Source organism: Acaryochloris sp. CCMEE 5410, assembly GCF_000238775.2.
Classification (GTDB): Bacteria; Cyanobacteriota; Cyanobacteriia; order Thermosynechococcales; family Thermosynechococcaceae; genus Acaryochloris.
Map to the genome: position 1 here is coordinate 2,691,396 of NZ_AFEJ02000001.1, position 13,920 is coordinate 2,705,315.

At 47.3% G+C, this 13,920-nt stretch carries 11 protein-coding genes and 1 tRNA gene; 11 read left to right on the forward strand and 1 reads right to left on the reverse strand.

The window, feature by feature from the left end:
• The first annotated feature begins 316 nt into the window (after positions 1 to 316).
• Positions 317 to 1,429, forward strand: a complete 1,113-nt coding sequence (locus ON05_RS12305; protein ID WP_050857450.1) for a hemolysin family protein — start codon at positions 317 to 319, stop codon at positions 1,427 to 1,429.
• Here the strand turns inward: ON05_RS12305 and ON05_RS12310 are convergent.
• Positions 1,426 to 3,120, reverse strand: a complete 1,695-nt coding sequence (locus ON05_RS12310; protein ID WP_029315116.1) for an iron ABC transporter permease — start codon at positions 3,118 to 3,120, stop codon at positions 1,426 to 1,428. The two genes, ON05_RS12305 and ON05_RS12310, sit on opposite strands and share 4 nt — an antisense overlap.
• 140 nt (positions 3,121 to 3,260) lie before the next feature.
• Between ON05_RS12310 and mnmG the strand changes: the two genes are divergently transcribed.
• From mnmG to ON05_RS12360, 10 genes are all read left to right on the forward strand, one after another.
• Positions 3,261 to 5,168 carry a tRNA uridine-5-carboxymethylaminomethyl(34) synthesis enzyme MnmG gene (gene mnmG, locus ON05_RS12315; protein WP_010471963.1) on the forward strand — a complete coding sequence of 636 codons (1,908 nt, stop codon included), beginning with the start codon at positions 3,261 to 3,263 and terminating at the stop codon, positions 5,166 to 5,168.
• 46 nt (positions 5,169 to 5,214) lie between these two features.
• Positions 5,215 to 5,288, forward strand: a tRNA-Pro gene (locus ON05_RS12320).
• Positions 5,289 to 5,924: 636 nt separating this feature from the next.
• Complete coding sequence (locus ON05_RS12325) at positions 5,925 to 7,085, forward strand: MBOAT family protein (RefSeq protein WP_236618906.1); 1,161 nt, start codon at positions 5,925 to 5,927, stop codon at positions 7,083 to 7,085.
• A gap of 166 nt (positions 7,086 to 7,251) precedes the next feature.
• Positions 7,252 to 8,142 (forward strand): hypothetical protein, encoded by an 891-nt coding sequence (locus tag ON05_RS12330; protein ID WP_236618905.1) that lies wholly within the window; start codon positions 7,252 to 7,254, stop codon positions 8,140 to 8,142.
• 84 nt (positions 8,143 to 8,226) lie between these two features.
• Positions 8,227 to 9,108, forward strand: coding sequence for a sialate O-acetylesterase (locus ON05_RS12335; RefSeq protein ID WP_262561666.1), 882 nt, complete (start codon positions 8,227 to 8,229; stop codon positions 9,106 to 9,108).
• Positions 9,109 to 9,251: 143 nt separating this feature from the next.
• Entirely contained in the window at positions 9,252 to 10,052 is an 801-nt protein-coding gene (rfbF, locus tag ON05_RS12340) for a glucose-1-phosphate cytidylyltransferase (protein ID WP_010471955.1), read from the forward strand.
• The gene (locus tag ON05_RS12345) at positions 10,052 to 11,035 is read left to right on the forward strand and encodes a GDP-mannose 4,6-dehydratase (RefSeq protein WP_010471953.1); all 984 of its coding nucleotides are present in this window, start codon (positions 10,052 to 10,054) and stop codon (positions 11,033 to 11,035) included. The genes rfbF and ON05_RS12345 overlap by 1 nt, the downstream gene beginning before the upstream one ends.
• Before the next feature lie 19 nt (positions 11,036 to 11,054).
• Positions 11,055 to 11,612: a dTDP-4-dehydrorhamnose 3,5-epimerase gene (gene rfbC, locus ON05_RS12350; protein ID WP_010471950.1), complete on the forward strand. Its 558-nt coding sequence runs from the start codon at positions 11,055 to 11,057 to the stop codon at positions 11,610 to 11,612.
• Entirely contained in the window at positions 11,609 to 12,526 is a 918-nt protein-coding gene (locus ON05_RS12355) for an NAD(P)-dependent oxidoreductase (protein WP_010471948.1), read from the forward strand. Before rfbC ends, ON05_RS12355 begins: the two co-directional genes overlap by 4 nt.
• Positions 12,527 to 12,606: 80 nt before the next feature.
• Positions 12,607 to 13,791, forward strand: a complete 1,185-nt coding sequence (locus ON05_RS12360; protein ID WP_039779643.1) for a DUF563 domain-containing protein — start codon at positions 12,607 to 12,609, stop codon at positions 13,789 to 13,791.
• The last annotated feature ends 129 nt before the right edge of the window (positions 13,792 to 13,920 follow it).

A 13,920-nucleotide genomic window follows, 5' to 3' on the forward strand; every position in this document is an offset into this window, starting at 1 on the left:
TATAAGTCGCGATTTCACCTTGGCCAATGAAATTATGTTGATGCTGGAGAAATCAGACAGATCTCTAAATCTTCTGATTCAATCCTCACAACACCATAAAGCAATGATTTGAAACAATTCTCGCTCTGAGAAAGAGGACATACGGTGGGCTTCTGTCTTAAAACTTAACACCCGATTTTGTCTCGTCACTAAGGTCACTCGCTGGGGAGAAACGGTATCGTTTAGCCCAGTATGTTCTTAATGACAGCGATTAAAATATATCTCTGGACGATTCTTTCAACGATATACTTGCAGTCTGACCCTCAAATTCAAATGAATGGTTCCGTTGCCTATCTCCCAATTATCAGTGGCTAGTACAGTCAGGCCCTTATTAGGAGATGTTCGCCTGGATCTAATGATCTTGGTGATTTTGCTATTTTTATCTGCTTTCTTTGCCGGATCTGAAACTGCCATCACGGCCCTCGACAACCTGAAGCTCAGGGCTCTAATGAAAGCAGAAGGGGATCCTGATGGGCTCTACCGATTGGTGCTAGAGAAACGGGCTCGCTTTATCACAACCCTGCTGGTGGGCAACAATTTGGTCAACAACTTTGCGGCCATTTTAACCAGCAATTTATTTGTGATTTGGTTTGGGGGGGCAGGGGTTGGATTGGCCACAGCTGTGGTCACATTTTTGCTGTTACTATTCGGTGAAATCACCCCCAAATCCTTAGCTGTCAATAACGCCATGCCCATTTTTCAATGGGTGGTGCGCCCTATCTACTGGTTGTCGGTTTTGTTACTACCGATCATTCGTCTGTTTGAATCTATCGTGCAGGTGGTGATTCGTTTTTTCCAAAGTGGTTTGAAACAACAAAATGAATCCCTGCAAGATTTGCAGCTGTTGATTGAAGTGCTTGGGGGGCGAGGGCAGCTTGATTTACAGAAACGCCAACTCCTCAACAAAGCGTTGATGCTGGATAACTTGACGGTGCGCCAAGTCGTCAAACCCCGAGTAGAAATGCAGACCGTGGACCATGAAGCCACCATGCAAGACGTGATTGATATTTGCTTAGAGAGCGGATATTCACGGATTCCGGTTCAAGAAGAATCCAAAGACTCCATTGTGGGAGTGATCCACTTAAAAAGTGCCGTTCAGCACCTTAAAACCCAGGGCAATGAAGTCGTGACGGCAGCGATGGATCCACCAGTTTATATTCCTGAAACCAAGCGGGTTGCCGATCTCATGAAAGAGATGTTACATCAACGTCTTCATTTAGCCATTGCGGTCGATGAGTATGGCGGTACGGTGGGTTTAGTGACCTTAGAAGATTTGCTAGAGGAGTTGGTGGGCGAAATCTATGATGAAAGTGATTCCCCTAGCTCCACAAAGCCGCGACGATATCTAGGATTAGGATTATTGTCCCGACCCGGATCCACCTCTTCTTAGTCGGTGGACCGTAGGCGGGATTGAGCAATTTGCCAACTGAGAAAAATGACCGGCAATAGCCCCACCAACACGATGGCTAAAGCAGGGGCTGCCGCTTCCACTAACCGTTCATCTGACGCATAACGGTAGACACGCACGGCTAAGGTATCAAAATTTGGGGGTTGGATCACGATGGTTGCAGGAAGTTCTTTCATGACATCCACAAACACCAACATCAAAGCCGTGAGTAGGCTCCCCCCCATCATGGGAGCATGGACCTTAGCTAGGGTACTGCGGGCCGAATGGCCCAAACTATGGGCCGCATCATCAAAGCTGGGTTTAATTTTGGCTAACCCTGACTCTACTGAACCGAGGGAGACTGCTAAAAATCGAACTAAATAGGCAAAGATCAACGCCGTAATCGTGCCCTGAAGAAAGGAACCGGGCAGGTTAAACCAATTTTGTAGCAAGGGTGCGATCGCACCTTCCACCTGAGCCAGGGGAATCAGAATGCCCACCGCAATCACAGACCCCGGAATGGCATATCCCATGGCGGCGATCCGGACTCCGAATCGCATCACCGGGGTACCACTCAAACGCAACCCATAAACCAAGAATAAGGACAGCAACACCGCCAGTCCCGCCGTGAGGGTCGCCAGGAGCAAACTATTCAGGGCCAAGGGTAAAAACTGCTGATCTAGCGTCTCGGCCATATTCTCCAGGGTCATCTGCACCAGTAAAGCACCAGGAATCAGCAACCCCAGCACGATGGGTAAACAGCAGCTCAACCAGGCCAATAGCCCTCGTACCCCCTCCAACTTATAAGTCGATAACCGCTGAAACGGGCTACTGGTTTGATAGTAGCGAGCCTGTCGGCGGGACCATCGCTCCAATAAAATGAGGCTGAGGATAAACATCATTAAGACGGCAGCCAGCTGCGTTGCCGCCAGGCGCTCACCATTACCAAACCACGTTCGATAAATGCCCGTCGTAAAAGTGGGCACCCCAAAGTACTGAACCGTCCCAAAGTCGTTCAGGGTCTCCATCAAGGCCAAGGCTAAGCCTGCCGTAATCGCAGGGCGTGCCAGGGGCAGCGCCACTTTCACAAAGCTTTGCCAAGGATTACACCCTAAGGACCGACTGGCTTCTTGGGTACAGACAGACTGCTCTAAAAACGTGACCCGCGACAATAGGTAGACATAGGGGTAGAGCACGAAACTCATCATGGCGATCGCCCCCCATAACGATCGAACATTCGGGAACCAATAATCCGTAGCGCTTTCCCATCCAAACACCCCCCGCAGGAACGTCTGCACAGGGCCAAAATAATCGAGGACATCCGTATAGGTATAGGCCAACAGATAAGCAGGAGCGGCCAGGGGCAGCAAGAGGGCCCATTCAAACACCCGGCTCCCCACAAAATCACACATGGTCACCAACCATGCCGTTCCGACCCCAATCACCAAAACACCTACACTCACCCCCAACATCAGCAACAGGGAATTGATGACATAGGTGGGCAGCACTGTGGTGGCTAGATGTTCCCAAGTCTCGCTTTGGTTCGTAAAAATACTGCTTAAAACCACCAAAATTGGGGTAGCTATCAATACCGCAACCCCTATCACCCCGATCGTCCAAATATTCCAGTGGAGAGAAGGATGAGTCAATATTTGGCGAGAAAGTTTGGAAACAGACTTAGGAACGGTATTCAAAATGAGTCCATAGGATATATGCGTCTAACGTCCAGTATTGCACTCTGTCATCCCCCATTTAGGAGCCCCCTAACCTATCGATCCGAGGAGATTCCAAAGAACCGTTAGAATCAGAGGGAGATCAGTTCAGGGCCACATCTATGACGTCCCCTCAGGCAGTTGAATTTTTGGATGAGTTTGAAGTCATTGTCGTCGGGGCAGGCCATGCTGGGTGTGAAGCCGCGTTAGCCTCTGCTCGGATGGGCTGCAGCACCCTACTACTCACCCTCAATCTCGACAAAATTGCTTGGCAACCCTGCAATCCAGCCGTGGGAGCCCCCGCCAAATCTCAGCTCACCCATGAAGTCGATGCCCTGGGCGGCGAAATTGGCAAAATGGCAGATCGCACCTATTTGCAAAAGCGTCTGCTCAACCATTCCCGTGGTCCTGCCGTTTGGGCCTTGCGCGCCCAGACCGACAAGCGCGAATATGCGGCAGTGATGAAAACCATCGTCGAAAACCAGGGCAATCTGACCGTGCGGGAAGGTATGGTCACGGATTTAGTCCTGGGAGACAATGATGAGGTCGTTGGCGTCCAGACCTACTTTGGCGTCGCCTTTCGCTGCCAGGCTGTTATTCTGACCACAGGCACCTTTTTAGGGGGACGGATTTGGGTGGGAGATAAGTCCATGCCCGCTGGACGAGCCGGAGAGTTTGCGGCGGAGGGGCTGACTGAAACCCTCAATCAATTGGGGTTTGAAACGGGACGATTGAAAACAGGCACACCTGCCCGCGTCGACAAGCGGTCTGTGGACTTTAGTGTGATGGAACCTCAGCCTCCGGATCAGCAGGTGCGTTGGTTTAGTTTCGATCCTGCGGTTTGGATTGAGCGGGAGCAGATGAACTGCTATATCACCCGCACCACCCCGGAAACCCATCAGCTCATTCAAGACAATTTACATCTATCCCCCGTCTATGGCGGCTGGGTGGATGCCAAAGGCCCCCGCTACTGTCCCAGCATTGAAGACAAAATCGTGCGGTTTGCCGATAAGGCTAGCCATCAGATTTTTATTGAGCCAGAAGGCCGCGATATTCCTGAACTCTATATTCAGGGATTCTCAACAGGTCTACCGGAGGCATTGCAGTTACGGATGTTGCGATCTCTGCCTGGTCTCGAACACTGTGCTATGCTCCGCCCGGCCTACGCCGTGGAATATGACTATCTACCTGCAACCCAGTGTTATCCCACCCTAATGACCAAACGGATCGAGGGTCTCTTCTGTGCAGGACAAATTAATGGCACCACCGGCTATGAAGAAGCGGCGGCTCAGGGGATTGTTGCCGGTATCAATGCTGCCTGCAGGGTGAACCAGCAGGAAATGCTCATTTTCCCTCGAGCGGAAAGCTATATTGGTACGCTCATCGACGACCTTTGCACAAAAGACCTACGAGAGCCCTATCGGATGTTGACCGGGCGATCTGAGTATCGATTGTTGTTGCGATCGGACAATGCCGATCAGCGATTGACCCCCTTAGGGCGCGAGGTCGGTCTCATTGATGATCGACGCTGGCACTTATTTACCCGTAAACAAGCCACCATTACCGCTGAGAAAGAACGACTTCATGCCACCCGGCTAAAAGAGCGAGATCCCGCCGCCCAAGCTATCGTCCAAGCAACAGGGGAAAAAATTAAAGGGTCGATCACCTTATCTGATCTGCTGCGTCGGCCCAAGTTCCATTACTGCGACCTTCAGCAACACGGTTTAGGCATCGAGACCCTGGAACGCTCTGAACGGGAAAGCGTGGAAATTGAGATTAAATATGCGGGGTATATCCAGCGCCAACAGCGCCAGATTGAGCAGGTTAGTCGGCAAGAACAGCGAAAGTTACCTGAAAACATAGATTACGCCAGCATTGAGACCCTATCCATGGAAGCCCGGGAGAAATTAGCGAAAGTGCGGCCCCTGACGGTGGGACAGGCATCTCGAATTGGTGGTGTCAATCCTTCAGATATCAATGCTTTGCTGTTTTATCTCGAAACATTAGCTCGATTGTCCCCAGTCAGCTAAACGCCTGTGATACGATGTTAAAGTCTTGTTGGCTAATAGCCAGCAACGGGATGTAGCGCAGCTTGGTAGCGCGCCTGCTTTGGGAGCAGGATGTCGCAGGTTCGAATCCTGTCATCCCGATTTAATCTTGAGAGCTAACGCAAAAAAGTCACTGATAGTGAGGGTGATCACCGCAACTCTGAACTATCATGACTTTACTAGTTAATGTGATGAAAAAAGCCGATCTAGGCTGTCATCCGACCTACCGCCTGAGCACAAATTCTTTAGGAGTCTACATTGCCACAAGCATCAGCAATATAGATTAATCTATGCTGTCAGTTAACGCTTCTGGGTATCCATAGATCTTCCCAAAACTGAGTCTGGTTACCCCTGCGATCTGGAACTGTTTTTAGTGTACAAATCAGTAATAAATGTGATTCATACTCATTAACTGGCTCTCCCCAATCATCTCATATGACATTTACGACCTTAACTTTCGTAGTATTTTTACTACTGACCTTCACCAGTTACTGGAAATTAGGAAAAAGGTCATTACAAAATATTTTTCTGGTTGTTATTAGCTACATTTTTTATGGCTGGTGGGATTACCGCTTTTGCTTTTTGTTACTAGCCTCTAGTTCTGTCGATTATTGGATCGGCTTATACCTCGCTCGATCAGACGCAGACAGAACTCGAAAATTTTTATTATTCAGCAGCCTATGTATCAACTTAGGGTTACTAGGGTTCTTCAAATACTGGAATTTTTTCTCCCAGAGCTTGGTCGATACCCTATCCCTAGTGGGCTGGAAGTTAGACTATGTTGCCCTGAATGTTATTTTGCCCGTTGGCATTAGCTTCTATACCTTCCAAACCCTGAGTTACACCATCGATATATATCAGCGCCAACTACAACCTACAAAAAACTACATAGACTACCTAGCCTACGTTTCCTTTTTTCCTCAACTCGTTGCTGGCCCAATCGAGCGGGCACCTCACCTACTCCCGCAGTTTCTCAACTCAAGACAATTTAACTATGAGTTAGCCGTGGATGGATGCCGCCAGATCCTCTGGGGGCTAGCCAAGAAAATGTTGGTTGCGGACAACCTAGCAGCTATCGTCGATCAGGCCTTTGGACAACCCAGTGAATATCCTGGCCCTCAGCTCGTCTTTGCAACCATTGCCTTTGCATTCCAAATTTACTGTGATTTTTCCGCCTACTCTGATATTGCCATTGGCACCGCCAGACTCTTTGGGTTTGACTTGATGAGAAATTTCGCTTACCCCTATTTCTCCCAGTCGATGGCTGAATTTTGGCGACGATGGCATATTTCCTTCTCTTCGTGGTTAAGAGACTATGTCTATATTCCCCTAGGTGGTAGTCGGGTCCCGTCATTCCGCAGAATCATCAACGTGATGTTGACCTTCTTAATCAGTGGTTTATGGCATGGTGCAGCCTGGAATTTTGTGATCTGGGGCGGCATTCATGGTGGCGTCGTTCTCGCCGAAAAACTTTGGATCCCTGCTCAAACCCTCAAAGCAACAGATACCCCCTGTGGAGAGGGGTTATTCCCCAAGTTGAGTACTGTGTTCAGAGTGCTGATTACCTTCTCCCTCACCTGTCTATCTTGGATATTTTTTCGGGCCAAAACGATTCAAGATGCGGGCTTTATGGTCCAGAAGATATTTATGGATGCCCTCCGCCCTTCCGCCTATAAATCCTTCGGAACCATTGTTGCTGATTGTCCCATTGGTAAATGGATTGTTGTGGTTTTAGCCTGTTTAGTTCTCATTGAGTGGCTACAGCGAAAGTATGCCCATCCCTTGGTATTGAAGAAGTTACCGCAAAGTATCAGATGGTCAGCCTATACCCTATTACTGTGGATCACCTTGGCATACGGAACCTGGAGTACTGGACAATTTGTATATTTTCAGTTTTAAGCTCTCATAATGAATGACTTTCAAGCCAGATTGATGTTAGGGCACCCCTAGCCTGTCTTAATAAATTGATTTAAGTGTTCTCTGAATGAAGCAATTTATCTTTCGCCTACTAAAATTTATATCCATTCAGTCTTTAGTCCTGTTCATCGTGCTCGTTTTTTATATCATGAACCATGACAAAACAGCCAAAACCAACTACTTGGCAGCCACTCTCGATAAACATGATTTACTGGCTAAACAACAACCACCTCGGGTCATTTTTCTAGGGGGTTCTAATGTGGCCTTTGGCTTAGATTCTTCACTGATTGGACGTCGCTTAAATCGCAACCCTGTCAATATGGGGCTACATGCGGCACTAGGACTGGAATATATGCTCAATGAAGTGGACGCTTCCTTAGTAGAAGGAGATATCGTTGTTATTTCATTTGAATATGAGCAATTTTCTAGTCCTCTACCCGATATTCCAGAACGCCTGTTTACGGTGATAGACAGTCGTCCCCAGAATGCTCAGTTCGTTCCTTGGTACTATGCCCCCATCATGCTAGACAAAGGCCAACTCTATCTGGGAGGCGTTATCCGTACAGCGATCAATTCAGTCCTAGGGACCTACGAAATTGATCGCGTTTATCGCCGCAGCAACTTGAATGAGATTGGAGATGCCACGGTTAATAACACAGAAAGTGGACGAGACTTAACCCAAATTAAGGGAAAGCTAACGGTCAATGATGACTCCGTGCAAACAGCGATCACCATCTTGAATGCCTTTAATCAATCAGCCACCCAAAAAGGAGCCAAGATTTATTATTCCTATCCTTCATTACTCGACTCTGTTTTTCGAGATAATGCTGCTGCCATTAGCCGCATCGATGCTCAACTCAAACAGTCCTTAGATTTTCCCCTGCTAGATGCTCCTAAAGATATGGCATTTAGTCAAGAGTATTTCTTTGATTCTGAGTATCATCTCAATCACAAAGGTACAAAAGTTCGTTCGGAATTAATTTCAGAACAATTGTCGAAGCGTTTAACAGAAAGCACTGATACCAAAACTGATAACTGAAGGATTTAATCTAGACTTGCTATATTTCTCACCTTAGAAGGATATTGCTTAGTTACTATGAAGTTTATTCCGTCAAAAATATGGTTGATCATTCTATTTTTGAGTGGAGTCACCTGTGGTGTACTTCTGAGTAAGTTTCTGTTTAAGTTTCAAGACCGCCTCCAGACCTCTCAAGCTTCCCAGGCACAAGAACTCCCCACTATTCCGAATCAGGTGCAGGGAAAAATGTCTCTTTATGTTTTAGCGGGGCAATCCAATATGACGGGCAGAGGCCCGCTAGATGCTGAGAGTTCAAAAACACACCCCCAGGTTTTTGTATTTGGGAATGATTACCGATGGCACCTCGCCAAAGACCCCCTGGATTCTATAGACGGCCAAGTTGATCCAGTCTCTCAGGAAGGTAAGGCCCCCGGAGTGGGGCCCGGCATGACCTTTGCATCGGCATTGCTCAAACATGATAAAGATGCTGTTATTGGCCTGATTCCCTGTGCTAGGGGAGGGTCAACCATTCAAGAATGGCAACGCAATTTAAGTGAAAACTCCCTCTATGGGTCGTGCCTCAAGCGATTGCGAGCGGCCTCTTTGATGGGCCAGCTGGAAGGAATGTTATTTTTTCAGGGAGAAGCAGATGCTTTGGATCAAAAGCAATTTTCTCACCTCTCTTTATCTCCCCAACAATGGTCCAAAAAGTTTGAAAAGTTTATTGAGAGTTTTCGATTAGATACAAAGCAGGAGAATCTACCTATTGTCTTTGCTCAAATTGGATCTCATGATGCCCCCGATCTCTTAACTCAGTGGAACGTTGTTAAAAAGCAGCAAGAGAATATTCAATTACCCCAGGTAGCCATGATTACCACAGATGATTTAGCCCTTGAGGACTATGTTCATTACACCACTAAAAGTTATCGTACGATTGGGCAGCGATTCGCCAATGCCTATATTAAACTAACCGAGAAGAATCTATGATGTGAATGTCTGACAAAATGAGAAATATCAATATATGATTGAAACGATTTTGGATTCTTTAAATAGCCTTTAAATACAGCTTTATCTTTCGTTTTTATTAACTGTTTCAAATCGATTGTTAGCGTTGTTCATTGAGTGAGCTAATGGAGACAAAACCAAGAATTCCTGTTGCAATTTTGTGTGGTGGTAAAGGAACGAGATTAAAAGAAGAAACCGAGTTTCGCCCCAAGCCCATGGTCATGGTCGGGGATCGTCCCATGATCTGGCACATTATGAAAATCTATGCTCACTACGGCTTTACAGATTTCCTACTCTGCCTTGGTTATAAAGGCGATATGATTCGTGACTATTTCTTTAACTATGATTGGAACCACAGCAATGTCTTGCTGGAATTAGGGAATAAAAAAATTACTAAGTTAGATAGCTCCCACGGGGAAGAAGATTGGCGGATCTGGCTCATTGATACTGGCCCTGAAACCATGACTGGGGGGCGTTTAAAGCGTCTATCTCCTTATTTTAAGGATATCGGTAGTGACCTGTTTATGGGCACCTATGGCGATGGCGTGAGTAACGTCAATATCCAGAAATTACTGGAGTTCCACAATAGTCATGGCAAGCTAGCCACCATCACCTCTGTTCGCCCTCCGTCGCGTTTTGGTGAGCTGGCCATTGATAACAATTTTGTCAGCTACTTCCAAGAAAAACCCCAAACTAGTGAAGGCTGGATCAACGGCGGGTACTTTGTGTTTCATCGCAAAGTTCTCGATCTGATTCAAGGGGATAGTACCGTTCTGGAAGCTGAGCCGTTTAAAGCATTGGCGGCGTTGGGAGAACTCGCCGTCTATAAACATGATGGATTTTGGCAATGTATGGATACCTATAGAGAACTCGAACTGCTCAATAAGCTATATATCTCCAATCAAGCAGAATGGAGGGTTTGGTAATGAGTGACTTTTGGCAAGATCGATCGGTATTCATCACTGGTTGCACTGGGCTATTAGGAAGTTGGATGACCCAGGAGCTGGTAGCTCGGGGGGCTCGTGTCGTTGGACTCGTCAGGGATTGGGTGCCACAATCTCGGTTGTTTACGGAAGGACTTTCCGACAAAATTACAACGGTTTACGGTGGTATTGAAGATTTAGGGGTTTTGGAACGGGCAATTAATGAATACGAGGTCGATACCGTATTCCATTTAGCCGCCCAAACCATTGTAGGAGTTGCCAATCGCGAGCCCCTAGGCACCTTTGAAGCCAATATCAAAGGCACCTGGAATGTATTAGAAGCCTGTCGTCGGGTAGGTGGTGTCAGTCGCATCGTCGTCGCTTCCAGCGATAAGGCCTATGGCGATCAGGAGATCTTGCCCTACGACGAGCAAACGCCCCTTCAGGGCGAACATCCCTATGATGTGTCCAAAAGTTGCGCGGATTTACTGTGTCGAACCTACTATGTGACTTACAACCTCCCCGTCTGTATTACCCGTTGCGGGAATTTCTATGGCGGTGGGGACTTAAATTTCAATCGCATTGTCCCTGATACCATTCGATCGACGTTGCGAGACAAACCCATTGTGATTCGCAGCGATGGAACTTATATTCGCGACTATTTCTATGTCAAGGATGGGGTGCTCGCCTACCTTCACCTAGCGGAACAAATGGATCGACCGGAGATATTGGGTGAGGCCTTTAACTTTAGTAATGAGCTGCAAATCTCGGTCTTAGAGTTAGTCCATAAAATCTTAAAGTTGATGGGTAAACCTCATCTTGAGCCCACGATTTTAAACCAAGCTCAAAATGAAATTAAGCATCAATACCTTTCCGCAGAAAAGGCAAGACGGCTATTGGATTGGAAATCCCCCTATGATCTGGATGCAGCATTATTAGAAACCATTCAGTGGTATACAGCGTTCCTTGAGTCCACTTCTACTTAGCAATTGTCTTAGGAAGGATATGCAACTTCATCCCACAAAAATACCGGGCTGTTTTGAATTAGAACTAAACGTTTTCAAGGATCAGCGGGGTCGGTTTGTTAAGACCTTTCATGAAGAGATTTTCGCCAGTCACCAGTTAGAAACTCATTTCCCTGAAGCCTACTACTCCTACTCCACTCAAAATGTGCTGAGGGGACTCCATTTTCAGATTCCCCCAAAGGATCATACAAAAATGGTGCACTGCGCCCAGGGAGAAATCGTTGATGCAGTGGTCGATCTCAGGGTGGGGTCACCCACCTATGGCCAATTTGCAGTGTTTGAACTCAGCGCGGAGAAAGGCAATTCAGCTTATATCCCTCCCGGCTTAGCCCATGGTTTTTATATTGTCAGTGAAACGGCTCTGGTGATGTATCAGGTGTCCACGGTCTATGCCCCTGACCATGAACAAGGTCTGTTGTGGAACTCAGCTGAAATTCCCTGGCCCAGTACCAATCCGATTATTTCTGAAAAAGATCAAGGATGGAAGACTCTTGCCGACTATGAAAGCCCATTTGTCTATGAGCCTGCCCACTCATGACTGATTCCCAGTCCTCCCCAACGGTCCTAATTTCCGGAGCCAACGGCTATTTTGGCGGTATCGCTTGCCAGTTCTTTCGGGATCAGTCCTGGACCGTGTTAACGGCAACCCGGCGTCCTGACGCGGATGTCCCGTTTGATCTCAATCAGCCGGACCAGTTTGCCGCCCAAACCCTAGAGCAACCCGTTGATTTGTTTATTCATGCGGCAGCTGCCCATGAAGTTACCTGTCGGAATCAGCCCTATCAAAGCATTTTTCAGAATGTTGCCGGTACCCGAGCTGCCTTGGACTTTTGTGTGGCCAACCATATTTCGCGGTTTGTATACCTATCGACCTTTCATGTCTTTGGCCATCCCACGGGTCATATTGATGAATCCACAACGCCGTTACCGGCAAATGACTACGGCTTAAGTCATTTACAGTCGGAAGATTACTTGCGGCTATACCGGCGAGAGCAGTCTCTACAGACCCTAGTGTTGAGACCGAGCAATTTTTTCGGTGTCCCGGCTGATGTGAAAAGCTGCAATCGCTGGACCTTAACCCCCTTAGGGTTTTGTCAGTCTGCAGTTGAAGAGAAACAGATTGTCCTGAGAACGCCGGGCTATCAACGTCGAAACTTTATTGCCGTCCCAGATATCTGTGGTGCGATCGCAGCTGCGTATCCCCAAATGGACACCCTCGATCTCCTCCATTTGCCAGGCCCAGAAACCCTTAGTATTCGAGGGCTGGCTCAACTGGTCCAACGGGTGATGAAAGAGCGGTTTGATATTGCGATTGATGTCGTCCTGCCGGATGGAGAACCGATAAAAGATACATTTACCTATACCAGCCAACGATTAGCAGCCGTTTATCAACCCCAACTCACCCTAGAAAATTTTGTGTTTGAATTGTGTCAACGGTTGCTATCCGCCTAAAGACGGATCAATATCAGCCCCCTTGGTCACCCTTGTTCTAGGGACCAGTCAAGGTCGCGATCAGTGGAAGAAAGACAGCCATGGTTTTAGGAACACTCTCTGGAAATATGCCTGAAACAATCTCGAATGCATTAAAGCCGATCATTCGTCCCCTGTTTAGTTGGGCCGTACTCAAACCTGCGATCGCATATCTACTCCCTCGGCAAACCGTGGCCCAAGCCTTTGGTAAAGACCATCCGAAGCATCGGCGCTTCCCCCCAGAAACCATTGCCACGCCTGAAATCAAAGATATGCCGCCCTTTGACGGTCCCTTTGCCTATCTGGAAAGTGAAACCTATACCACCCACGATATTTTTTCTACGATATTAGAAGACGTTTTAGTCGAACCGGGCAACGGCATTGTCTTAACCTCTTCCCGTAAAGTGATTGCCGAGTCCATGTATCCCCAGATGGATGACATCACCATTTATGGGGCCTTACTCAACAAGAGCTTTATCCGACGCAGACTGTTTGAGGAGCCAGTGCAGGAGATTTCAGGGTATGCCAGCATCTATCAAGGCTTGCCCAATGGCTACTACCACAAATTTATCGACTTAGTGCCCCGTTGTTCCCTCCTCAGCCAGCCGGAATATGCCGACATAGACAATATTCAGCTCCTTTATTCCGATCCCGTGTCCGAGACAGAAACGTTACTCGTGCCGAAACTGATTCCTGACAATGTCACCTTAACCAAATTAGAACCCAGTCAGCTTTATCGGGTTGAAAAGTTGATTTTGCCGACGTTCCTGACTCAGTTTGGGTCTGGCTATCTGCCTCAAGCCTATATCCAACAGCTCAGACAAGCAATTTTCCCGAAGCGTCCGTCTACCCGGAACAAACGGATCTATATTTCCCGAGCCCAGTCCGCCAAGGGGCTAAAAAAACGGCATATTGTCAATGAAGCGGAATTGATTGCAGCCCTGAAACCGTTAGGCTTTGAAATCTATGAGCTAGAAGACTTTTCATTAGAAGAAAAAGTTGAACTTTTCTATGATGCTGAAATTGTCGTTGGTGCCTACGGCGGTGGGATAACCCACGTGCTCTTTTCTGAGTCTGTGAAAATCTTAGAACTACAGGTGATGGCGAAAACGCAAACCTATTACTATTACTTAGCGAAAGCCTTGGGCCATGATTATCGTTTCTGGTTCTCGGATAAAGCCAATAACCGCGAGAACTTCGAAGTGGATGTTTCTCAGGTTTTGCAGTTACTGGAAGGTTGGTGCTAAAACGGAGATGAAGTGATCTAATTCACAGAACTAGACGAGATTTGAGACCATCATGGAGTGGCTTCGGTATTAAGGCCAAACTCCAGTTTTATATCTAATTCATGATGTTAATTAGTCTTCCTAGCTGCG